The sequence below is a fragment of the Leclercia sp. GLN_9 genome (assembly GCF_043105735.1).
In the GTDB taxonomy this organism is placed as follows: Bacteria; Pseudomonadota; Gammaproteobacteria; order Enterobacterales; family Enterobacteriaceae; genus Enterobacter; species Enterobacter adecarboxylatus.
In genome coordinates, this window is the sequence record NZ_JBICLV010000010.1 from 140,913 (window position 1) to 164,061 (window position 23,149).

24 protein-coding genes are annotated in these 23,149 nt (G+C 55.0%); 13 read left to right on the top strand and 11 right to left on the bottom strand.

What is annotated here, in order from left to right:
* Positions 1-2: 2 nt before the first annotated feature.
* The 5 genes from cyoB to ACF8PE_RS05725 all read left to right on the top strand — a co-directional run bounded on the left by cyoB (position 3) and on the right by ACF8PE_RS05725 (position 5,345).
* A complete protein-coding gene (gene cyoB, locus ACF8PE_RS05705; protein WP_032616829.1) occupies positions 3-1,994 on the top strand; it encodes a cytochrome o ubiquinol oxidase subunit I in 1,992 nt (663 codons plus the stop codon).
* Positions 1,984-2,598 (top strand): cytochrome o ubiquinol oxidase subunit III, encoded by a 615-nt coding sequence (locus ACF8PE_RS05710; RefSeq protein WP_032616828.1) that lies wholly within the window; start codon positions 1,984-1,986, stop codon positions 2,596-2,598. Before cyoB ends, ACF8PE_RS05710 begins: the two co-directional genes overlap by 11 nt.
* Positions 2,598-2,924 carry a cytochrome o ubiquinol oxidase subunit IV gene (locus tag ACF8PE_RS05715; RefSeq protein WP_032616827.1) on the top strand — a complete coding sequence of 109 codons (327 nt, stop codon included), beginning with the start codon at positions 2,598-2,600 and terminating at the stop codon, positions 2,922-2,924. The genes ACF8PE_RS05710 and ACF8PE_RS05715 overlap by 1 nt, the downstream gene beginning before the upstream one ends.
* Positions 2,925-2,935: 11 nt before the next feature.
* On the top strand, positions 2,936-3,823 hold the full coding sequence (gene cyoE / locus ACF8PE_RS05720) for a heme o synthase (protein ID WP_032616825.1): 888 nt from the start codon (positions 2,936-2,938) through the stop codon (positions 3,821-3,823).
* 148 nt (positions 3,824-3,971) lie between these two features.
* A complete protein-coding gene (locus tag ACF8PE_RS05725) occupies positions 3,972-5,345 on the top strand; it encodes an MFS transporter (RefSeq protein ID WP_032616824.1) in 1,374 nt (457 codons plus the stop codon).
* Positions 5,346-5,578: 233 nt separating this feature from the next.
* Here the strand turns inward: ACF8PE_RS05725 and ACF8PE_RS05730 are convergent, their stop codons facing one another.
* Positions 5,579-6,070, bottom strand: coding sequence for a YajQ family cyclic di-GMP-binding protein (locus tag ACF8PE_RS05730; protein ID WP_032616823.1), 492 nt, complete (start codon positions 6,068-6,070; stop codon positions 5,579-5,581).
* A 128-nt stretch (positions 6,071-6,198) separates the two neighbouring features.
* Between ACF8PE_RS05730 and panE the strand changes: the two genes are divergently transcribed.
* Positions 6,199-7,110, top strand: coding sequence for a 2-dehydropantoate 2-reductase (gene panE / locus ACF8PE_RS05735; protein ID WP_200142492.1), 912 nt, complete (start codon positions 6,199-6,201; stop codon positions 7,108-7,110).
* Positions 7,073-7,666 carry a protein deglycase YajL gene (gene yajL, locus ACF8PE_RS05740; protein WP_032616821.1) on the top strand — a complete coding sequence of 198 codons (594 nt, stop codon included), beginning with the start codon at positions 7,073-7,075 and terminating at the stop codon, positions 7,664-7,666. The genes panE and yajL overlap by 38 nt, the downstream gene beginning before the upstream one ends.
* A 132-nt stretch (positions 7,667-7,798) precedes the next feature.
* On the opposite strand, the gene thiI is transcribed toward yajL, so the two are convergent.
* Positions 7,799-9,247 carry a tRNA uracil 4-sulfurtransferase ThiI gene (gene thiI, locus ACF8PE_RS05745; RefSeq protein WP_032616820.1) on the bottom strand — a complete coding sequence of 483 codons (1,449 nt, stop codon included), beginning with the start codon at positions 9,245-9,247 and terminating at the stop codon, positions 7,799-7,801.
* Positions 9,248-9,439: 192 nt separating this feature from the next.
* On the opposite strand from thiI, the gene xseB reads away from it, so the two are divergent.
* From xseB to ACF8PE_RS05765, 4 genes are all read left to right on the top strand, one after another.
* A complete protein-coding gene (xseB, locus tag ACF8PE_RS05750; RefSeq protein ID WP_032616819.1) occupies positions 9,440-9,682 on the top strand; it encodes an exodeoxyribonuclease VII small subunit in 243 nt (80 codons plus the stop codon).
* Positions 9,683-10,582, top strand: a complete 900-nt coding sequence (gene ispA / locus ACF8PE_RS05755; RefSeq protein WP_059308615.1) for a (2E,6E)-farnesyl diphosphate synthase — start codon at positions 9,683-9,685, stop codon at positions 10,580-10,582.
* A gap of 24 nt (positions 10,583-10,606) precedes the next feature.
* On the top strand, positions 10,607-12,469 hold the full coding sequence (gene dxs, locus ACF8PE_RS05760; protein WP_077226999.1) for a 1-deoxy-D-xylulose-5-phosphate synthase: 1,863 nt from the start codon (positions 10,607-10,609) through the stop codon (positions 12,467-12,469).
* A 65-nt stretch (positions 12,470-12,534) separates the two neighbouring features.
* Positions 12,535-13,509: an aldo/keto reductase gene (locus tag ACF8PE_RS05765; RefSeq protein ID WP_032616816.1), complete on the top strand. Its 975-nt coding sequence runs from the start codon at positions 12,535-12,537 to the stop codon at positions 13,507-13,509.
* Between the two features lie 96 nt (positions 13,510-13,605).
* On the opposite strand, the gene thiL is transcribed toward ACF8PE_RS05765, so the two are convergent.
* From thiL to nrdR, 5 genes are all read right to left on the bottom strand, one after another.
* Positions 13,606-14,577, bottom strand: a complete 972-nt coding sequence (gene thiL / locus ACF8PE_RS05770; protein WP_392494675.1) for a thiamine-phosphate kinase — start codon at positions 14,575-14,577, stop codon at positions 13,606-13,608.
* 78 nt (positions 14,578-14,655) lie between these two features.
* Positions 14,656-15,075 (bottom strand): transcription antitermination factor NusB, encoded by a 420-nt coding sequence (nusB, locus tag ACF8PE_RS05775; RefSeq protein WP_032616814.1) that lies wholly within the window; start codon positions 15,073-15,075, stop codon positions 14,656-14,658.
* Positions 15,076-15,096: 21 nt separating this feature from the next.
* A complete protein-coding gene (ribE, locus tag ACF8PE_RS05780) occupies positions 15,097-15,567 on the bottom strand; it encodes a 6,7-dimethyl-8-ribityllumazine synthase (protein WP_014882758.1) in 471 nt (156 codons plus the stop codon).
* Positions 15,568-15,657: 90 nt separating this feature from the next.
* A complete protein-coding gene (gene ribD / locus ACF8PE_RS05785) occupies positions 15,658-16,761 on the bottom strand; it encodes a bifunctional diaminohydroxyphosphoribosylaminopyrimidine deaminase/5-amino-6-(5-phosphoribosylamino)uracil reductase RibD (protein ID WP_392494676.1) in 1,104 nt (367 codons plus the stop codon).
* A gap of 4 nt (positions 16,762-16,765) precedes the next feature.
* Positions 16,766-17,215 (bottom strand): transcriptional regulator NrdR, encoded by a 450-nt coding sequence (gene nrdR, locus ACF8PE_RS05790; RefSeq protein ID WP_032616812.1) that lies wholly within the window; start codon positions 17,213-17,215, stop codon positions 16,766-16,768.
* A gap of 153 nt (positions 17,216-17,368) precedes the next feature.
* On the opposite strand from nrdR, the gene ACF8PE_RS05795 reads away from it, so the two are divergent.
* Together ACF8PE_RS05795 and ACF8PE_RS05800 are read left to right on the top strand one after the other, a co-directional pair.
* A complete protein-coding gene (locus ACF8PE_RS05795) occupies positions 17,369-17,908 on the top strand; it encodes a DUF3251 domain-containing protein (RefSeq protein ID WP_032616811.1) in 540 nt (179 codons plus the stop codon).
* 263 nt (positions 17,909-18,171) lie between these two features.
* Positions 18,172-19,056, top strand: coding sequence for a nucleoside-specific channel-forming protein Tsx (locus tag ACF8PE_RS05800; RefSeq protein WP_059308617.1), 885 nt, complete (start codon positions 18,172-18,174; stop codon positions 19,054-19,056).
* A 52-nt stretch (positions 19,057-19,108) separates the two neighbouring features.
* On the opposite strand, the gene ACF8PE_RS05805 is transcribed toward ACF8PE_RS05800, so the two are convergent.
* From ACF8PE_RS05805 to secD, 4 genes are all read right to left on the bottom strand, one after another.
* Positions 19,109-19,789: a helix-turn-helix transcriptional regulator gene (locus tag ACF8PE_RS05805; protein WP_392494677.1), complete on the bottom strand. Its 681-nt coding sequence runs from the start codon at positions 19,787-19,789 to the stop codon at positions 19,109-19,111.
* Between the two features lie 25 nt (positions 19,790-19,814).
* Positions 19,815-20,180 carry a VOC family protein gene (locus ACF8PE_RS05810; protein WP_032616803.1) on the bottom strand — a complete coding sequence of 122 codons (366 nt, stop codon included), beginning with the start codon at positions 20,178-20,180 and terminating at the stop codon, positions 19,815-19,817.
* A gap of 139 nt (positions 20,181-20,319) precedes the next feature.
* Positions 20,320-21,291: a protein translocase subunit SecF gene (secF, locus tag ACF8PE_RS05815; protein ID WP_032616802.1), complete on the bottom strand. Its 972-nt coding sequence runs from the start codon at positions 21,289-21,291 to the stop codon at positions 20,320-20,322.
* Between the two features lie 10 nt (positions 21,292-21,301).
* Positions 21,302-23,149 carry a protein translocase subunit SecD gene (gene secD, locus ACF8PE_RS05820; RefSeq protein ID WP_032616801.1) on the bottom strand — a complete coding sequence of 616 codons (1,848 nt, stop codon included), beginning with the start codon at positions 23,147-23,149 and terminating at the stop codon, positions 21,302-21,304.

The window sequence follows — 23,149 nt, forward strand, 5'->3', positions numbered from 1 at the left end:
AAATGTTCGGAAAATTAACACTGGATGCAGTGCCGTACCATGAGCCGATTATCATGGTTACGATTGCTGCCATTGTCATCGGTGGCGCAGCCTTACTGGGCTTGATCACTTACTTCGGTAAGTGGAGCTACTTGTGGAATGAGTGGCTGACTTCGGTTGACCACAAAAAACTCGGTATCATGTACTGCGTCGTCGGTATCGTCATGTTAATTCGTGGCTTTGCCGATGCAATCATGATGCGTAGCCAGCAGGCTCTTGCGTCTGCGGGTGAAGCAGGCTTCCTGCCACCGCACCACTACGACCAGATCTTTACCGCGCACGGCGTGATTATGATCTTCTTCGTGGCGATGCCGCTGGTTATCGGTCTGATGAACGTGGTTGTGCCGCTGCAAATCGGCGCGCGCGACGTTGCGTTCCCGTTCCTGAACAACCTGAGCTTCTGGTTCACGGTTGTCGGTGTGATTCTGGTTAACCTTTCTCTGGGCGTAGGTGAGTTCGCGCAGACCGGTTGGCTGGCTTATCCGCCGCTGTCAGGGATTGAATACAGTCCAGGCGTAGGTGTTGATTACTGGATTTGGGCGCTGCAGCTCTCCGGTGTCGGTACTACCCTGACCGGTATTAACTTCTTCGTGACCATCCTGAAGATGCGTGCACCAGGTATGACGATGTTCAAGATGCCAGTATTTACCTGGGCATCTCTGTGCGCCAACATCCTGATTATCGCTTCCTTCCCAATTCTGACTGTTACCGTCGCGCTGCTGACCCTGGATCGCTATCTGGGCACCCATTTCTTTACCAATGATATGGGCGGCAACATGATGATGTACATCAACCTGATTTGGGCATGGGGTCACCCTGAAGTGTATATCCTGGTTCTGCCGGTCTTCGGTGTGTTCTCCGAAATCGCAGCGACCTTCTCACGTAAGCGTCTGTTTGGTTACACCTCGCTGGTGTGGGCAACCGTATGTATTACCGTTCTGTCGTTCATCGTTTGGCTGCACCACTTCTTCACCATGGGTGCGGGCGCGAACGTAAACGCCTTCTTCGGTATTACCACCATGATTATCGCGATCCCAACCGGGGTTAAGATCTTCAACTGGCTGTTCACCATGTACCAGGGCCGTATCCAGTTCCACTCAGCAATGCTGTGGACTATCGGCTTCATCGTCACCTTCTCCGTTGGTGGGATGACCGGTGTACTGCTGGCCGTACCGGGTGCTGACTTCGTTCTGCACAACAGCCTGTTCCTGATTGCGCACTTCCATAACGTTATCATCGGCGGCGTCGTCTTCGGCTGCTTCGCTGGCGTAACCTACTGGTGGCCAAAAGCGTTCGGCTTCACGCTGAATGAAAAATGGGGTAAACGCGCGTTCTGGTTCTGGATCATCGGCTTCTTCGTAGCATTTATGCCGCTGTACGTGCTGGGCTTCATGGGTATGACCCGTCGTCTGAGCCAGCAGATCGATCCGCAGTTCCACCCAATGCTGGTTGTTGCAGCTGTCGGTGCAGCGCTGATTGCCTGTGGTATCGCGTCTCAGCTGATTATGTTCTACGTCTCTATTCGTGACCGTGAGCAGAACCGTGACCTGACCGGTGACCCATGGGGTGGCCGTACGCTGGAGTGGGCAACCTCTTCTCCACCGCCGTTCTATAACTTTGCCGTTGTGCCGCACATTCATGAGCGTGACGCATTCTGGGAAATGAAAGAGAAAGGCGAAGCGTACAAACAGCCAGCGCATTACGAAGAGATCCACATGCCGAAAAACAGCGCTGCGGGTATGGTTATCGCCGCCTTCGCTACGGTATTTGGTTTCGCCATGATCTGGCACATCTGGTGGCTTGCGATTGTCGGCTTTGCTGGCATCGTGATCAGCTGGATTGTGAAGAGCTTTGATGAGGACGTGGACTACTACGTACCAGTCCGTGAAGTTGAAATCCTGGAAAAACAGCATTTCGACGAGATTGCTAAAGCGGGGCTGAAAAATGGCAACTGATACTTTAACCCACGCGACTGCCCATGCGCATGAACACGGGCACCATGATACAGGGCCGATGAAAGTCTTCGGCTTCTGGATCTACCTGATGAGCGACTGCATTCTGTTCTGCTGTCTGTTCGCAACCTATGCCGTTCTGGTGAACGGCACAGCGGGCGGCCCGACCGGTAAGGACATTTTTGAGCTGCCGTTCGTTCTGGTTGAAACCGCACTGCTGTTATTCAGCTCCATCACCTACGGCATGGCCGCAATTGCCATGTATAAGAACAACAAAAGCCAGGTTGTCTCCTGGCTGGCGTTGACCTGGCTGTTTGGTGCTGGCTTTATCGGAATGGAAATCTATGAATTCCATCACCTGATTGCTGAAGGCTTCGGCCCGGATCGCAGTGGTTTCCTGTCAGCGTTCTTCGCGCTGGTTGGTACCCACGGTCTGCACGTGACCTCCGGTCTGATCTGGATGGCGGTACTGATGTTCCAGGTATCCCGTCGCGGCCTGACCAGCACTAACCGCACCCGTATCATGTGCCTGAGCCTGTTCTGGCACTTCCTGGATGTGGTGTGGATCTGTGTGTTCTCTGTTGTGTATCTGATGGGGGCGATGTAATGAGTCATTCAAACGATCATGGCGCTTCCCACGGTAGCGTAAAAACCTACATGACAGGTTTTATCCTGTCGATCATCCTGACGGTGATCCCGTTCTGGATGGTGATGAGCGGTACTGCTTCTCACGCGGCAATCCTGGGCACCGTCCTGGTTACCGCGGTAGTGCAGATTCTGGTGCATCTGGTTTGCTTCCTGCACATGAACACCAAATCTGATGAAGGCTGGAACATGACGGCATTCATCTTTACCGTGATTATCATCGCAATCCTGGTAGTCGGCTCCATCTGGATCATGTGGAACCTCAACTACAACATGATGGTTCACTAAGAGCGGCGAGTATGTTTAAGCAATACCTGCAAGTCACAAAACCTGGCATCATCTTTGGCAACCTGATCTCGGTGATCGGAGGGTTCCTGCTGGCCTCGAAAGGCAGCATCGACTACACCCTCTTTATCTACACGCTGGTTGGGGTGTCACTGGTTGTCGCGTCCGGTTGTGTATTTAACAACTACATCGACATGGATATCGACAGGAAGATGGAAAGGACTAAAAATCGGGTGCTGGTAAAAGGCCTGATGTCTCCTGCCGTCTCGCTGGTGTACGCCACCTTGCTGGGTATTGCTGGCTTTATGCTGCTGTGGTTCGGCGCTAACCCTCTGGCCTGCTGGCTGGGGGTGATGGGTTTCGTGGTGTATGTAGGCGTCTACAGCCTGTATATGAAACGTCACTCCGTCTACGGTACGCTGATTGGTTCTCTCTCCGGCGCTGCGCCGCCGGTGATTGGCTACTGTGCTGTCACCAACGAGTTCGACAGTGGTGCGTTCATCCTGCTGGCTATCTTTAGCCTGTGGCAGATGCCGCACTCCTACGCCATTGCGATTTTCCGCTTTAAGGATTATCAGGCAGCGAACATTCCGGTTCTGCCGGTGGTGAAAGGCATTTCAGTGGCGAAGAACCATATCACGCTGTACATCATTGCCTTTGCCATTGCTACGCTGATGCTCTCCCTGGGCGGCTATGCCGGATATAAATATCTGGTCGTTGCGGCCGCAGTGAGCGTCTGGTGGTTGGGAATGGCGCTACGCGGTTATAAAGTCGAAGATGACAAAGTCTGGGCGCGCAAGCTGTTCGGCTTCTCCATCATCGCCATTACCGCGCTGAGCGTAATGATGTCCGTCGACTTTATGGTGCCGGACTCACAAAGCCTGCTGACTTACGTGTGGTAATTCACACCGGTAAATAAAGGGGTGCTTCGGCACCCTTTTTTATTCGCCAAATCTATTAATTAAGTCTGTAGCATTTGTTAAATAACCCCTTGTTTACCCCGCCCCTTCCCCGCACTACACTATGGCCTGCTTTTGAATTGAGGTGGTAATGAACGATTATAAAATGACGCCAGGTGAGTTACGCGCCACCTGGGGCTTAGGGACTGTTTTCTCGCTGCGGATGCTTGGCATGTTTATGGTCCTGCCTGTTCTGACCACGTACGGTATGGCGCTGCAGGGGGCCAGCGAGGCGCTGATTGGCCTTGCAATTGGTATTTATGGCTTAGCGCAGGCGATCTTTCAGATTCCGTTTGGCCTGCTTTCGGACCGTGTAGGCCGCAAGCCCCTGATCGTTGGTGGGCTACTGATCTTTGTTCTTGGCAGCGTTATTGCCGCCCTCTCCCACTCCATCTGGGGAATTATTCTTGGCCGTGCCCTACAGGGTTCGGGTGCAATTGCCGCCGCCGTTATGGCTTTGCTGTCAGATCTCACTCGCGAACAGAACCGTACCAAAGCGATGGCGTTTATCGGCGTCAGCTTTGGCGTAACCTTTGCTATCGCCATGGTGCTTGGCCCGATCATTACCCATTCGCTCGGCCTGCACGCCCTGTTCTGGATGATTGCCGTACTGGCGACCATCGGAATCGCGCTCACGCTATGGGTCGTACCCGACAGTAAACATCACGTTCTGAACCGTGAATCCGGGATGGTAAAAGGCTGCTTCAGCAAAGTTCTCGTTGAGCCGCGCCTGTTAAAACTGAACTTCGGCATTATGTGTCTGCATATCCTGCTGATGTCGACCTTTGTCGCCCTGCCCGGGCAGCTTGCCGCATCGGGCTTTCCTGCTGCTGAGCACTGGAAAATTTATCTGGTGACCATGCTGATCTCCTTTGTTTCTGTGGTGCCTTTTATTATTTACGCCGAAGTGAAGCGCAAGATGAAACGCGTCTTCGTGGGTTGCGTGGCGTTACTGCTGATTGCCGAAATTGTGCTGTGGGGGTCGGGCCCGCATTTCTGGGAGCTGATCGCCGGTGTGCAGCTTTTCTTCCTGGCGTTCAACCTGATGGAAGCCCTGCTGCCGTCGCTGATCAGTAAAGAGTCCCCGGCGGGATACAAAGGCACTGCGATGGGCATTTACTCCACCAGCCAGTTTCTCGGCGTGGCGATCGGCGGCGCACTCGGCGGCTGGGTGGACGGTTTATTCGACTCCCAAACCGTTTTCCTGGCGGGGGCGTTATTAGCGATGGTCTGGCTCCTGGTTGCCAGTACCATGAAAGAACCGCGCTACGTCAGCAGCTTGCGGGTAGAAATTCCAGAAGATGTCGAGATTAATGACGTATTAAAAGCGCGCCTGCAAACAACGAAAGGGGTAAGTGAAGTATTGATTGTCCCGGACGAACGCAGTGCTTACGTTAAAATTGACAGCAAAGTGACTAACCGCTTTGAAGTCGAGCAGGCGCTGCGCGAATCGCCGGCGTGCTAATTTTTTCTTGAGCCCCTTCTTAGGGGCTTTATTAAATACCGTGCATATTCATACCATTACGGTATTTAACGACCCCCTCACACCCTCTAAAAAGACAGAAACATCAGCGGCTTAATTTAAATCTGGGCGCTAATAACAAACAGGTTAATGTATTTTTGATCGCTTAAAGATGATGAGCGCAAATTAAAAAAAAGAGCCGTTTTACACGGCTCTTTTTTATTTATCCGACATGATTAATCGCGGAAGTTTTTAAACTGGAAAGGTTGACCCAGATCGCCGCCGCGCACCAGCGCCATCACACCCTGCAGATCGTCGCGGGATTTGCCGGTAACACGAATCTCTTCGCCCTGGATTTGCGCCTGTACCTTCAGCTTGCTGTCTTTGATGAGCTTAACGATCTTTTTCTGCGTCGCGCTCTCAATGCCCTGTTTCAGTTTGGCTTCAACAAACCAGGTTTTACCGCTGTGAACGAAGGTTTCCGGCACATCGAGGGAGGTCCCTTCAATGCCCCGCTTCAACAGCTTGGCGCGCAGAATGTCCAGCAACTGTGTGACCTGGAAATCCGACTCGCTCAGTACCTTAATGGTCTTATTCGCGTCGTTCAGCTCAAAACTGGCCTCAACGCCACGAAAATCGAAGCGTGACTCAACTTCGCGGCTGGCGTTGTCCACGCCGTTACGTACTTCCTGGATATCAACTTCAGAAACAATATCGAAAGATGGCATCTTTTCTTCTCCCTTCACTTTTGTTGCGTTGCATAATACCCGCAACGAGGCATAACTCAACAGAAGCTTAGTTGTCGACGCTATACTACATGTTGTAACACCTGGCCAGTTGCAGGTGAGGAGGAACAATGAAAATTACCGTGCTCGGATGCGGGGCACTGGGACAACTCTGGCTCGCCGCGCTTTGCAAACAGGGACATGAAGTCCAGGGCTGGATGCGCGTGCCACAACCCTATTGCAGTGTAAACCTGATTGAAGAAGACGGGAGTATCTTTAACGAATCTCTTATCGCCAACGACCCTGATTTCCTGGCGCAAAGCGAGCTGTTACTGGTCACCCTGAAAGCCTGGCAGGTCTCTGATGCTGTACGCTCACTGGCGTCCACGCTTCCCCCTACATCCCCGATTATGTTGCTCCACAACGGGATGGGGACCATTGAAGAGCTGAAAAGCGTTCCCCAGCCGCTGTTAATGGCCATCACCACGCATGCGGCCCGCCGCGACGGCAACGTGATTGTTCATGTCGCCAGCGGGATGACCCACATCGGCCCGGCCAGGGCGCAGGAGGGAGACTACAGTTATCTGGCGGATCGCTTCCAGCAGGTACTGCCGGATGTCGCCTGGCACAATAACATTCGCCCGCAAATGTGGCGCAAGCTGGCGGTAAACTGCGTGATTAATCCCCTGACCGCCCTGCTGGATTGCCCGAATGGTGAGCTTAAAAATCACCCGCAGGAAGTAGCAACCTTATGCGCTGAGGTCGCAGCCGTCGTGGAGCGCGAGGGCATTCACACCTCGGTTGATGATATTCGCTATTACGTTGAACAGGTCATCGAGAGTACCGCCCAGAACATCTCTTCGATGTTGCAGGATATCCGTGGGTTACGTCATACCGAAATTGACTACATTACCGGTTACCTGTTAAAACGCGCCCGCGCGCACGGTATCAGCGTGCCGGAAAATGTCCTTCTGTATGAACAGGTTAAACGTAAGGAGAGTGAGTATGAGCGCGTCGGCACTGGTATGCCTCGCCCCTGGTAGCGAAGAGACCGAAGCAGTCACCACTATCGACCTGCTGGTTCGCGCCGGGATTAAGGTCACGACCGCGAGCGTCGCCAGCGATGGCAATCTGATCATCACCTGCTCGCGTGGGGTCAAGCTTGTGGCAGACGCCCCACTGGTAGAGGTCGCCGACGGTGATTACGACGTCATCGTGCTGCCGGGCGGTATTAAGGGCGCGGAATGTTTCCGCGACAGCCCGCTGCTGGTTGAGACGGTCAGGCAGTTCCACCATTCCGGGCGCATCGTCGCCGCCATCTGCGCAGCTGCGGCCACGGTGCTGGTGCCGCACAATATCTTCCCGATTGGCAATATGACCGGCTTCCCGACGCTGAAGGATAAAATACCCGAAGAGCAGTGGGTGGATAAGCGTATGGTCTGGGATCCGCGCGTAAACCTGTTAACCAGCCAGGGGCCGGGTACCTCGATTGATTTTGCGCTGAAGATTATCGAGCTGCTGGTCGGGCGCGCAAAAGCGTATGAAGTGGCATCATCGTTAGTGATGGCGGCGGGAATTTATAACTATTACGAAGCGTAATGCATAAAAAAGACGGGTGGCACGAGGTAAAAGCAAAACGGCAACCAAAGGTTGCCGTTTTTTATGTTTGCGCCCTCTCCTCGTGGGAGAGGGTCGGGGTGAGGGCATCAGGCCGCACTCCCCTGCAATGAACTACGGGCGATACACCTTCACATTCGTAAAGCCCTGCTCGCGCAGATAGAGCGCCTGCAGACGGCTCATCACCCCGCGCTCGCACCACAGCAGATAGGTTTTGCTCTTATCCAGATCGCCAAATTTGGTGCTCAGCTTGTAGAACGGCAGCGAGGCCACTTCCACACCTTCCGGCTCAAACGGCTTCGCATCCTGCTCATCCACTGAGCGGATATCCAGCAGCACGTCGTCAGGACCGAAACCGTTCACGGTCTCAACTTCCACCACGTCCTGCTCGGTCTGCTGGGCGATTTCGCGAATATCAATGTTAGAGGCTTCGGCCACCACTTTCTCAAGGATGCTGAAATCGAAGTTTTCTTCTTCCGCTTCGATCTTCGCCTTTACCGCTTTCACGGTCGGGCTTTTTGAGATCACACCGCAGTATTCCGGCATGGTACGGGCGAAGTCTTCAGTACCGATCTCACGCGCCAGATCGATGATGTGTTCTTTGTCGTGTGAAATCAGCGGACGCAGGATCAGGGTATCCGACACGTTGTCGATCAGACGCAGGTTGGTCAGGGTCTGGCTGGAGACCTGGCCCAGCGCTTCGCCGGTCACCAGCGCCTGCACGCCATAACGCTCAGCCACTTTCGAGGCCGCACGCACCATCATGCGCTTCAGCACCACGCCCATCTGGCCGTCGTCCACTTTCTCGAGGATTTCGCCCACCACCGGTTCAAAGTTGATCGCCACAAAACGCACGCGGTGAGAGCTGCCGAAGCGGTTCCACAGATAATGGGCCACCTGACGTACGCCAATTTCATGCGCCGCGCCGCCGAGGTTAAAGAAGCAGTAGTGCACGCGGCAGCCGCGGCGCATCAGCATATAGCTGGAAACACCGGAGTCGAAACCGCCGGAAATCAGCGACAGCACATCTTCCTGAGTACCGATTGGGAAGCCGCCAATACCTTCGTAGCGGCCTTTTACCAGCAGCAGGCGGTCGTTCTCAATTTCCAGATTAACGGTCACTTCCGGGTTGGTCAGACGCACACGCGCAGATTCAACGTGCTGATTCAATCCGCCGCCCACATAGCGTTCGACTTCAATGGAGCTAAACTCATGTTTGCCGCGACGCTTGGCGCGCACGCAGAAGGTTTTGCCTTCGATCTGATCGCGATACTGCGCCAGCGCTTTTTCGAAGATGTCGTGCAGGGAAGTGAATGGAACATCTTCCACTTCCAGAATATGGTGGATCCCCGGAATACGGGTTAAGGCTTCTCGAATGTCCAGGCGCTTGTTTTCATCTTTAGCGCGGACTTCGACATGATCCCAGTGACGCACGACGGCCAGCGTCTCGTCGTAATGCTTCAGAACGTTACGAATGTTCCCGGTTAAAATTTTAATAAAGCGCAAACGCACAGATTGGCTTTTGATGGTGATTTCCGGGAACAATTTAATGATAAACTTCATGGCGGCAATGTTTCTTAGGCAAGCAGTTAAGCTTGTAATGGAAAAGTACAGCAGCCCACATTTCCAGGGCTGCATCCAGGCGCAGAAGTATACCACCATCACGTGGCTCCTGTGCACATTGCGCGTTATTTGATAATTACCCTGAGTCCGATACCATATCAGGGATAAAAAACTGAGAGTCAGACATTCACTATGCCGAAGAAAAACGATGCACCCGCCAGTTTCGAAACTGCGCTGAGTGAACTGGAGCAAATCGTTACCCGTCTGGAAAGCGGCGACCTGCCGTTGGAAGAGGCGCTTAATGAATTCGAACGCGGCGTGCAGCTGGCGCGCCAGGGCCAGGTTAAACTGCAACAGGCGGAACAACGCGTGCAGATCTTGCTCTCCGATAACGAAGATGCTGCCACGACCCCCTTCACACCGGATGCCGAGTAGATGGACTTTTCGAACCAGCTTCAGGCTTGCGTCGGACGTGCTGACGACGCATTGCGTCGTTTTATCGCTCCGCAGCCTTTTCAGAACACTCCACTGGTTGAGGCCATGCATTATGGCGCACTGTTAGGCGGCAAACGCCTGCGTCCTTTTCTGGTGTATGCCACCGGCGGAATGTTCGGGATCAGTGCCGATACGCTGGATGCGCCTGCCGCCGCGGTGGAGTGTATTCACGCTTACTCGCTGATTCACGACGATCTGCCGGCGATGGACGACGACGACCTGCGCCGCGGACAGCCGACCTGCCACATTAAATTTGGTGAAGCGAACGCCATTCTGGCAGGCGATGCCCTGCAAACCCTGGCATTCTCAATTCTGAGCGATGCCCCAATGGTGGAAGTGGCGGATCGCGATCGTCTGGCGATGGTCTCCGAGCTGGCAATGGCCAGCGGCGTAGCCGGTATGTGCGGCGGTCAGGCGCTGGATCTCGAAGCAGAAGGACGTCAGGTTAATCTGGAACAGCTGGAGCGTATTCATCGCCACAAGACCGGCGCATTGATTCGGGCAGCCGTTCGTCTGGGCGCACTGAGCGCAGGTGAGCAAGGTCGCAACGCCCTGCCTGTTCTGGATCGCTACGCAGAAAGTATCGGTTTAGCGTTCCAGGTTCAGGATGACATTCTGGATGTCGTGGGCGATACTGCAACATTAGGTAAACGTCAGGGTGCCGATCAGCAGCTTGGCAAAAGTACCTATCCCGCCCTTCTGGGCCTTGAGCAAGCCCAACAAAAAGCCCGGGACCTGATTGCAGATGCCCGCCAGTCGCTTGAACAACTGGCCGCGCAGTCACTGGACACCTCGGCACTGGAAGCGCTAGCGGACTATATAATCCAGCGTGATAAATAACGAAAACACCACGATGAGTCTCTGATGAGTTTTGATATTGCCAAATACCCGACACTGGCGTTGGTTGACTCCACCCAGGAGTTACGTCTGTTGCCGAAAGAGAGCCTGCCGAAGCTGTGCGACGAGCTGCGTCGCTACCTGCTCGACAGCGTCAGCCGCTCCAGCGGTCATTTCGCCTCCGGGCTTGGCACGGTGGAACTCACCGTGGCGCTGCATTATGTCTATAACACGCCATTCGATCAGCTGATCTGGGACGTGGGTCATCAGGCTTATCCGCACAAAATTCTTACTGGCCGTCGCGATAAAATCGGCACCATTCGCCAGAAAGGCGGCCTGCATCCGTTCCCATGGCGTGGCGAGAGCGAATACGACGTGCTGAGCGTCGGTCACTCTTCCACCTCTATTTCAGCCGGGATCGGGGTAGCCGTCGCGGCTGCCAAAGAGAACAAACAGCGCCGTACCGTCTGCGTCATTGGCGATGGCGCGATTACCGCCGGGATGGCCTTTGAGGCGATGAACCACGCGGGCGATATCAAACCAGACATGCTGGTGGTGCTCAATGACAACGAGATGTCGATTTCCGAAAACGTCGGTGCGCTGAACAACCACCTGGCGAACCTGCTCTCCGGTAAGCTCTACTCCAGCCTGCGCGAAGGCGGCAAAAAAGTCTTCTCTGGCGTACCCCCGATCAAAGAGCTGTTGAAACGCACCGAAGAGCACATCAAAGGCATGGTCGTGCCTGGCACGCTGTTTGAAGAGCTGGGCTTTAACTACATTGGTCCTGTGGATGGACACGACGTGCTGGGGCTGGTCTCCACGCTGAAAAACATGCGTGACCTGAAAGGCCCGCAGTTCCTGCACATCATGACCAAAAAAGGCCGGGGCTACGAACCGGCGGAAAAAGATCCGATCACCTTCCACGCGGTACCCAAGTTCGACCACACCAGCGGCTGCCTGCCAAAAAGCAGCGGTGGGATGCCGAGCTATTCTAAAATTTTCGGTGACTGGCTGTGCGAAACCGCCGCCAAAGACAGCAAGCTGATGGCCGTTACCCCGGCGATGCGCGAAGGTTCCGGGATGGTCGAGTTTTCCCGCAAATACCCGACGCAATATTTTGATGTCGCCATCGCCGAGCAACATGCCGTGACCTTTGCCGCAGGTCTGGCGATAGGCGGTTACAAACCGGTCGTGGCGATCTACTCCACCTTCCTGCAGCGCGCCTATGACCAGGTGATCCACGATGTCGCGATCCAGAAGCTGCCCGTGCTGTTCGCCATTGACCGCGCAGGCATTGTCGGGGCCGACGGCCAGACGCACCAGGGCGCGTTCGATCTCTCTTTTTTACGCTGTATCCCGGATATGGTGGTGATGACCCCAAGCGACGAAAACGAATGTCGCCAGATGCTGTTCACCGGCTATCACTACCAGGATGGCCCAACGGCCGTGCGTTATCCGCGCGGTAACGCCGTGGGCGTCACCCTGGAGCCGCTGGCAAAACTGCCAATCGGCAAAGGTGTCGTTAAACGTCGCGGTGAAAAGCTGGCGATCCTGAACTTTGGTACGTTGATGCCAGAAGCGGCAAAAGTGGCAGAGTCCCTTAACGCGACCCTGGTCGACATGCGCTTTGTAAAGCCGCTCGATGAGGCCTTGATACTGGACATGGCATCACGTCACGAGGCGCTGGTCACCCTGGAAGAGAATGCAATTATGGGGGGAGCTGGCAGCGGCGTGAACGAAGTGCTGATGGCGAATCGTAAACCTGTACCCGTGCTGAACCTGGGCCTGCCGGATCACTTTATCCCGCAGGGTACGCAGGACGAAGCGCGCGCCGACATTGGTCTGGATGCCGCGGGTATCGAAGCCCGCATCAACGCCTGGCTGGCATAATCCCTCCCCTTTCCGCTCCTGCTATGCTTAACGTTACGTTTTAAGTAATCAGCAGGAGTGGAACCATGCAATACAATATATTAGGAAAAACAGATCTTAAGGTTTCTCGTCTTTGTCTGGGCTGCATGACGTTTGGCGAGCCGGACCGGGGTAAGCACGCCTGGACGCTGCCGGAAGAGAGCAGCCGTCCAATCATCAAACACGCTCTCGAGGGCGGCATTAACTTCTTTGATACCGCCAACAGCTACTCCGATGGCAGCAGCGAAGAGATCGTCGGCCAGGCGCTGCGCGACTTCGCTCGCCGCGAGGAAGTGGTGGTCGCCACCAAGGTGTACCATCAGGTGGGCGATCTGGCAGAAGGCCTCTCCCGGGCGCAGATCCTTCGCTCCATTGATGACAGCCTGCGCCGCCTGAACATGGAATATGTCGATCTGCTGCAGATCCACCGCTGGGATTATAATACTCCGATTGAAGAGACGCTCGAGGCGCTGAATGACGTGGTCAGGGCGGGAAAAGCGCGCTATATCGGCGCCTCGTCGATGCACGCCGCCCAGTTTGCCCAGGCGCTGGCACTTCAGGAACAGCACGGGTGGGCGCCCTTTGTCACCATGCAGGATCACTACAACCTGATCTACCGCGAAGAAGAGCGCGAGATGTTGCCCCTGTGCTATCAGCACGGCGTGGCGGTGATCCCGTGGAGTCCGCTGGCGCGCGGGCGGTTAACCCGTCCGTGGGGTGAAACCACTGCCCGCTCGGTATCGGATGAGTTTGGCAAAACGCTGTATGACGAAACCGAAGCCAATAACGCGCAGATAGCCGAACGTTTAACAAGGGTTGCCGAGGATCTCGGCGTAACGCGCGCCCAAGTGGCACTGGCATGGGTGTTGAGTAAGCGGGGAGTGGCAGCGCCCATTATCGGCGCATCGCGCGAAGAGCAGCTGGACGAGCTGATCAATGCCGTAGATATCACCCTGACCCCGGAACAGATCGCCGAGCTGGAGACGCCGTACAAGCAGCATCCGGTCGTGGGATTCAAATAAAAAAGCCCGGTGGCGCTTCACGCGTACCGGGCTTTTCAAAGTATCTGTAAGCCGGGTAAGGCGAAGCTGCCACCCGGCAATACACGCCGCACAGAACTATGCGAAGTGATCGTACCCTTTCCAGTCGAGCGTTACCGGCGAACCGTTCTGCACAAACTGCAATCCTTCGCTTTCCGGCATAATCTGGCCGATACAGGTAAACCCAGCCCCCAGATTGGCTAACGCCACATCCAGCGTGCCGCGGTTCAGCTCAGGAACGGTAAAGCACAGCTCATAATCTTCGCCGCCGGAGAGTGCCCAGCGCAACGCCTGATCTGGCTCCACGTGCCTGCGCATCGCCTCAGAGAGCGAAAACAGATCCAGGTCGATCCGCGCGCCTACGCCGCTGGCTTTCAGAATATGACCCAGATCGGAGATCAGGCCATCCGAAAGATCGATAGCAGAACTGGCGCGATCCCGCAGCGCCTGGCCGTGCAGAATGCGCGGCGTCGGGCGCAGATGGCGTCGCACAAAGTACGCCTCATCATTCGCGTCCGGCACGGTTAACTGCTTCTGCAATATGGCCAGCCCTGCCGCGCTATCACCCGGCGTGCCGGTGACGTAAATCCAGTCGCCCGGTTTCGCACCAGAACGTTTTAACGCCCGCCCAGCCGGCACATAGCCGTGGATCGCCAGGGTCATCGACAGCGGACCGGCGGTAGTATCGCCGCCAATCAACTGCATATCGTAATAGTTAAGCTGTTCAAACAGCGCGTCGCTAAAGGCCTCAAGCCAGCTTTCATCTACTTTTGGTAGCGTCAGCGCCAGGGTTAACCACGCCGGATCGGCCCCCATCGCCGCCAAATCGCTCACGTTTACCGCCAGCGCTTTATACGCCAGATCGGCAGGATCGATATCCGGCAGAAAATGATGACCACACACTAAGGTGTCGGTGCTGATGGCCAGCGTCTGCTTTTCGGGGATATTGAGAAGTGCACAGTCGTCGCCGATGCCGGTTTCCACATCGAGACGCGAGCTTCTGACTCGGTCAAAATAACGGGCAATCAGGGAAAATTCGCCACATGCCATACGTTATGCCTCAGCAAAGAAAATAAAAAAACCGGAGCACGCACCGCCCAAAGGCGACACGATACTCCGGCTTGCGGATCACTTTTTACGGGGACGGATCGCAGGTGCGGCTTTATCCAGCACGCCATTCACAAATTTGTGGCTGTCTTCAGCACCGAAGGTTTTCGCCAGTTCGATCGCTTCGTTGATGGCCACTTTGTACGGCACATCATCACGCTTCGACAGCTCAAACAGTGCGATACGCAGCACAGCTTTTTCAACCTGGCCCAGCTCTTCGAGCAGACGGGACAGGTACGGCTTCATCAGACCGTCGAGATACGCGCTATTAGTCGCCACTCCCGACAGCAGTTCACGGAAGTACACGACGTCAACGTCTTTGACGTCTTGTTCCGCCAGGAACTGGTATTCAACATCAGCGATGTCGTTCTGGGACAACTGCCAGGAGTAAAGTGCCTGAACGGCACATTCACGGGCGCGGCGACGAGCAGCAGGTTTCACGGAATTCCCCTTACAAAAAAATCAGGCCTTGATGGCTTTCAATACATTGATCATTTCAAGCGCGGTCAGTGCAGCTTCTGCACCTTTGTTACCGGCTTTGGTGCCAGCACGTTCGATGGCTTGTTCAATACTTTCAGTGGTGAGTACGCCGAAAGCGACAGGAATTTCTGCATCCTGTGCCACGTGCGCCAGACCGTTGCTTGCGCCACCCGCAACATATTCAAAATGCGCGGTGCCGCCACGAATTACCGTACCCAGTGCGATAACTGCATCATACTTACCGGTTTTCGCCAGTGCGCCCGCTGCCAGTGGCAGTTCGTAAGCACCCGGAACCCAGACAACGGTAATGTTTTCGTCTTTCACCTGGCCGATACGTTTCAGGGCGTCAATGGCACCCTCCAGCAGGCTGTCGTTGATGAAGTTGTTGAAACGCGCAATGGTGATGGCGACGCGAGCGTCCGGGGTAGCAACGGCTGCTTCAATAATGTTCATACTCTTCCTTAACGGGTTCATTTGGTGGCCCCGCAGGGGGGCGGATTTTATCATAATATTTTGCGCACTGCTTCCCTATTTAGGCAAGCCTTACGCGGTGGTCAGGTGGAGACACAGATCCGGCCCAACCGGGCGTATCTCGCTAAATTTAAATGCCGGAGCATCCGCCAGTTTTTCCAGCCCAGGTAACACGCACAGACCACGCGCGTCGCTGCCTAACAGTTTAGGCGCCAGATAGACGATCAGCTCGTCTACCAGCCCGGCCTGCAACAGCGCACCGGCCAGCGTCGGACCGGCTTCTACCCAGATACTGTTGATCTGCTGTTTACCCAGCAACATCATCAGCACCACTAAATCCACGTGCCCGTTATGCTCCGGCACCAGGATGCTGCGAACGCCTTCCGGCCAGCTGCGCTCATCTTCCTGCGTACGGGCAAACCAGGTTTCGCCCGGCTGCTGCACAATGCGGTGCTCAGGCGTCACGCTGTTCTGCCGGTCAACCACGATGCGCAGCGGCTGGCGTAAATTTTGTTGCGGATACAGCGTCTGCGTGTCGGCATTCAGCTCATCCCAGCGCACGGTCAAAGCAGGATCGTCGGCCAAAACGGTGGTATGGCTGGTGAGGATAGCATGGCTTTGCGCGCGCAGAAGTTGCACATCGCGCCTTGCTTGTGGGGAGGTGATCCACTGGCTTTCGCCACTGGCCATTGCCGTGCGGCCATCCAGCGAGGCGCCCAGCTTCAACTGAATATAGGGAAAACCGGTTCGCATCCGCTTGAGGAAGCCTTTGTTCAGGCGTTCGGCTTCACTCATCATCAGGCCATGACTGACTTCAATGCCCGCCTGCTGCAGGCGATACAGGCCGCGACCAGCAACCTGAGGATTAGGATCCTGCATCGCCGCGACGACCCGTGAAACGCCCGCTGCAATAAGGGCATCGCAGCACGGCGGCGTGCGGCCGTGATGGCTGCAAGGTTCCAGCGTTACGTAGGCCGTCGCACCGCGCGCCTTCTCGCCGGCCATGCGCAAAGCATGCACTTCGGCATGCGGCTCACCGGCACGATAGTGAAAACCTTCCCCAACGATCTCGCCATCTTTCACGATAACGCAACCCACGTTCGGATTGGGGTGGGTGGTAAACCGCCCGCGTTGCGCCAGCTTCAGCGCTCGCGCCATGTAAATCTCATCCTGCATGTGCTTAGTCCTGTAGGCGGGCGATCTCTTCACCGAACTCTTTGATATCTTCAAAACTGCGGTAAACAGAGGCAAAACGGATATAGGCGACTTTATCGAGCTTCTTGAGCTGTTCCATGACCAGATTGCCGATCATTTTGCTCGGCACCTCGCGCTCGCCGGTGGCGCGCAGCTGAGTTTTGATATGGTTAAGCGCCATTTCGACGTCATCTGCGCTTACTGGCCGCTTCTCCAGCGCTTTTAGCATTCCACTGCGCAGCTTCTCTTCATTGAAGGGTTCGCGAACGTCGTTACTTTTGACGACGCGCGGCATCACCAGCTCCGCCACTTCAAAAGTGGTGAAGCGTTCGTTACATACCAGGCACTGACGGCGGCGGCGTACGGATGAGCCTTCTCCCACGAGACGGGAGTCGATTACTTTAGTATCCACGGCGAGACAGAATGGGCAATGCATACGGTGTCCTGGCTATCGGGTTGACTGAACTCCATTTTACCCCGAACTGGGCTGACAACAAAGAAGGAGCGTTTTTGAGATAAAGGATCTATACGCAGGGCCGCGTCGTTGACTACCCTTAGCAGAATCCGTTATTTCAGGGAAATAATTGCCATGACAAGACGTTACCTACATGTTCTGCTGCTGGGAAGCCTTTTTAGCCTCAGCGCCTGTGCGCAGCAAAGCGAAGTGCGCCAGATGAACCAAAGCATCAGTTCATTGAATACGACCATGAATAAGCTTAACCAGGAAACCGTCAAGATCACCCAGCAGAATGCGCTGAACGCGAAATCGACCAGCGGCGTCTATCTGCTGCCGGGATCGAATACGCCTGCCAGGCTGAACAGCCAGATCGGCACACTGCGCATGTCGCTGGTGAACGTCGCGCCAAACGCCGATGGTACCCGTGCCACGCTGCGCATTCAGGGGGAATCAAACGATCCCCTGCCGGCATTCAGCGCCACCGTTGAGTGGGGCCAGATCCAGGGCACTACCGATAGCTTCCAGGAGCTGAACGTCCAGACCCAGCTGATTAATGCACCGGCCAGCATTCTGGCACCCAGCGATGTCGACATTCCGTTGCAGCTTAACGGCCTGACGCCCGATCAACTCGGTTTTATCCGCATCCACGATATCCAGCCCGTCGCGCAATAATCCCCCAGCGGAACGTGGATCACGTTCCGCCCCGCTCTTTGGTTACAAACATTGGCAACAGAAATGTTTGCTATTACAATCCGCTCCGTTTAAAAATACGCAAACGTGAACGCAATCGATTACGTATGTGAGAGAACTGTGAAACAACACATATTTTTGTGAGCAAGGATTCCTATAATAGGCTCCCAGAAACACGAAATATTTAGAAACGCAATTCGCGCCTTTTTCACTCCCCTAAGGGATTTCAAATCAGTGGCATTATTATGAAAAAAACATTACTGGCAGCCGGTGCAGCGCTGGCGCTCTCCTCTACTTTCTCTGTTCAGGCAGCAGAAAACGATAAACCAGAGTACGTTTCCGACTGGTGGCACCAGAGCGTCAACGTCGTTGGCAGCTACCACACCCGTTTCGGACCACAGATCCGCAACGATACCTACCTGGAATACGAAGCGTTTGCCAAAAAAGACTGGTTTGATTTCTATGGTTACATGGATGCACCGGTCTTCTTCGGTGGTAATACTGACGCGAAAGGTATCTGGAACCACGGTTCCCCACTGTTCATGGAGATCGAACCGCGCTTCTCCATCGACAAGCTGACCGGTACCAGCCTGGCCTTTGGTCCGTTTAAAGAGTGGTACTTCGCAAACAACTACATCTACGACATGGGCCGCAACAAGTCCGGTCGCCAGAGCACCTGGTACATGGGTCTGGGTACTGACATCGACACCGGTCTGCCGATGAGCCTGTCCATGAACGTTTATGCTAAATACCAGTGGCAGAACTACGGTGCAGCGAACGAAAACGAGTGGGATGGCTACCGTTTCAAAGTGAAATACTTTGTGCCAATCACCCAGCTGTGGGGCGGCAACCTGAGCTACATCGGCTTCACCAACTTTGACTGGGGTTCAGACCTGGGCGACAACGACTTCCGTGACCTGAACGGTAAGAAAGCGCGTACCAACGACTCTATCGCCTCCAGCCACATCCTGGCGCTGAACTACGATCACTGGCACTACTCTGTTGTGGCGCGTTACTGGCACAACGGTGGTCAGTGGAACGACGACGCCAGCCTGAACTTCGGCGACGGTAACTTCAGCGTGCGTTCTACCGGCTGGGGTGGTTACCTGGTTGTGGGTTACAACTTCTAAGTTGTGCCTGTAACGCCACCCGGCAAAAAAGCCAGCTCAAGAGCTGGCTTTTTTATTGCTTAACCTTCCGTAAAAAGTCCGCCAGCGATCGGCCTGCACCTTCGCTAAAGCGTCTGTCCGTCATCGTGATATTCAGACACCTGTCGAGTCGGAAACAGCTATAGTCATCGCGCCGTTCACACCATGCTGCCAGCAGCCAGTGCTCGCCCCAGAAGAACAACCCCAGCGGCTGCACGTCGCGGGAAGAGAGGTGCCCGCTTTCATCACGATAGTGCAGTCCCAGCACCCGTTGAGCAGAGATCGCCTGATGAATCACATCGAAGCCGCTGCGGGAGTGGTGTTGCATGGCAATATCCGGAGCGTAGATCCGCGTCTGCTCGGCCTTGCGGCGGCTCTCCTCCGGCAGGATCGCCAGCACCTTTTCCTGGGCCGACTCCAGCTCACGCGACAGCGACTCCCCGCCCCAGGTTTTAAGCAGGCGGATCGCCACCATCAGCGCTTCGGACTCCCTGTTGGTCAGCATCAGGGGCGGCAAGTCAAAGCCCGACATCAGTCGATAGCCGCTTCCCGCCTCCCCTTCCACCGGCACGCCAGAGAGCGATAGATCGCGGATATCACGATAAACCGTGCGTTCAGAAACGCCGAGCCTGTCTGCCAGATGCGCTGCTGTGGTCAGCCGCCTGCCTCGCAGGATTTGCACAATCTGAAACAAACGGTCAGCGCGTCGGGTCATTGTTTATTCGCTTTACAGGTTGATGTCAGGCAGGTTGATGAAGTCCAACCCGGTTGCCTTCGCTGTCGGTAAACAGCGCAATGGTGCCAATACCGCGCGGCAGTTCCAGTGGTCCAAACACGCATGCCCCACCCGCTGACACCACACGATCCAGCGTTGCCGCCAGGTTGTCAGTATGCAGATAAATAATAGCGCCCTGCGATGAGGGTGTAATGCCGTCAAATTTTGCCAGCGCGCCGCCGGTAGCCGGATCCTCATGAGGAAAAATGGCCAGCTCGGCAACGTCCATTGTCTCGCGCTTTAGCGCCACCTGCATCACCGGCTCGTAAAATTTGATGGCACGATCCATATCCGCGACCGGAATTTCAAACCAGTTAATCACACTTTTCATACATCCTCCTGCCTGTTGTTTGGGTTCAGGAGGAGTGTATGACAGGCCTCCTGACAGCATACTGTCAGGAGTGTTTGTCAGGAGCAGATAAAAAAAATCCCGGTCATCAGACCGGGATTTCGATAGCGCGCTACCTGTCTTACGGCAGGATAGAGGGCTGATCCGCCCCTTCTTTCTCGACCTTCTGCTGGAGCAGGTGCTCGCGCTTCATGCCAAGTTTCAGTGCCAGTGCCGACGCGACGTAGATGGACGACGCCGTACCGATGGAGACACCGATCAGCATGGTTAGCGAGAAGCCTTCCAGAACCGGACCGCCGAAGAGGAACAGCATCAGGATCACCATCAGGGTAGTACCGGAGGTGATCAAGGTACGGTGCAGCGTCTGGGTCAACGACACGTTAAAGATTTCGTACGGCGTACCGCGACGGATCTTACGGAAGTTTTCACGGATACGGTCAGATACCACGATACTGTCGTTCAGTGAGTAACCGATAACGGACATCAGGGATGCCACGATCGTCAGGTCAACCTCAATGTGGAACAGCGACAGAATACCCATGGTAATCACTACGTCGTGCGCAAGGGCGATAACCACACCTGCCGCCAGTCGCCATTCAAAGCGGAAACCGACGTAGACCAGGATGGAGATCAACGCGACCAGCAGTGCCATCGCACCGGTCTGGGCGAGATCCGCACCCACGCTTGGCCCGACGAACTCAATACGCTTAACCGTCGCGCTCTGGCTGGTTGTTTCGTTAATCACGTTAACAACCTTGCTGCCCAGCTCCTGACTGCCGTTAGCATCGTGTACGGGAGGCATACGTACCATGATGTCGCGGCTGCTGCCAAAGTTCTGCAGCAGCGGCTCTTCGAAGCCTGCTTTTTGCAGGGATTCGCGCATCTGGTCCATATCGACCGGTTTTTCCAGGGAGATCTCAATCACCGTACCACCGGTGAAATCAAGGCCCCAGTTAAAGCCTTTCACGCCCATAACGACGATGGACAGGATCAGCAGTAAACCTGAAATGCCGAAGGCCCAGTAGTCCCAGCGCATAAAGTCCCAGACTTTACGGCCGTAGTTCAATTGTTCAACAGTATATTCCTGTGCCACAACGCACTCCTCAGATAGACAGCTTTTTAACGCGCTTGCCGCCGTACAGCAGGTTCACGATGGCACGGGTGCCGACAATAGCGGTAAACATCGACGTTGCGACACCGATACCGGTCGTAATCGCAAAGCCTTTGATAGCGCCAGTACCCACTGCATACAGGATAAGAACCTTAATCAGTGTTGTTACGTTCGCATCGAAGATGGAGCTGAAAGCGCCTTTATAGCCTTCGTCAATCGCCTGCTGAACAGAGCGACCGTTGCTTAACTCTTCCTTGATACGTTCGTTAATCAGTACGTTGGCATCGACCGCTACCGCAAGGGTTAGAACGATACCCGCAATACCCGGCATGGTCAGCGTCGCCCCTGGCAGCAGGGACATGATACCGATGATCAACACCAGGTTCGCAATCAGCGCACTTGTCGCAATCAGACCAAACTTCTTATAGAAGAAGATCATGAAGACGATGGAGATCGCCAGACCTGCCAGACAAGCTTCCAGACCCTGGGTGATGTTCTGCATGCCCAGTGTTGGACCGATGGTACGTTCTTCAACGATCTGAATTGGCGCAATCAGCGCACCGGCACGCAGCAGTAGCGAAAGCTGACGCGCTTCGTTCGGGTTGTTGATACCGGTAATACGGAAGCTGTTACCCAGGCGAGACTGGATATTGGCGATGTTAATCACCTCTTCCTCTTTCACCAGAATGGCGCGACCGTTAGCGTCTTTTTTACCGCTGTCTTTGTACTCCACGAACAGGGTCGCCATCGGCTTACCGATGTTGTCCTTGGTGAAGTTAGACATGATGTTACCACCTGCGCTATCAAGCGAGATGTTAACCTGCGGCTGGTTGTATTCGTCCTGGCTGGAGGTCGAGTCGGTGATGTGGTCACCGGTCAGGATCACCCGCTTGTACATCACAACCGGCTGGCCTTCACGGGTCTGCTTCACTTCAGAGTCGCCCGGAACGCGGCCAGAGGCGACTGCGGACTGATCGACGTTGGTGTTCACCAGACGGAATTCCAGCGTCGCGGTTGCGCCCAGAATCTCTTTAGCACGTGCGGTATCCTGGATACCCGGCAGCTCTACCACGATACGGTCAGCACCCTGACGCTGTACCAGCGGTTCAGCTACGCCAAGCTGGTTAACACGGTTACGCAGGATGTTGATGTTCTGCTGAACCGCGTATTCACGCGCTTCTTTCAGACGCTCATCGGTCATCACCGCACGCAGCTGGTTGCTGCCCTGAGAAGAGAGCACCAGGTCGCGATGACGCTGGGTCAGGTAATCCATCGCCTGATCGCGGGCCTTGCTGTCGCGGAACGCGATGCTCATCCCGTAATTATCTTCCTTACGCACGGTGGTGTAAGGGATGCCTTTGTCGCGCAGATCGCTACGCAGGCTGTCGATGTTTTGTTCCTGGAGTTTGCCAAGCGCGGTTTCCATATCGACTTCCATCAGGAAGTGTACGCCGCCACGCAGGTCGAGACCGAGTTTCATCGGTTCCGCGTTGATAGAAGCTAACCAACGCGGCGTTGCAGGAGCAAGGTTCAACGCCACGACATATTTATCACCCATCACGCCCATCAGCGCTTCACGCGCGCGGAGTTGCGTGTCGGTGGAGTCGAAGCGAGCAAGAATAGCGCCCTCTTCCAGTGCCACAGACTTAGCGGTAATTTTTTCTTCTTGTAAAGTTTTCTGGACCTGGATCAGCGTTTGCTCACTGGCGGCGACACCGCGCGCGCCAGTGATTTGAACAGCCGGATCCTCACCATACAGGTTGGGAAGCGCATACAGCAGGCCGACGACAATGACGACGACCAGCATGATGTACTTCCACAAAGGATAACGGTTTAACAC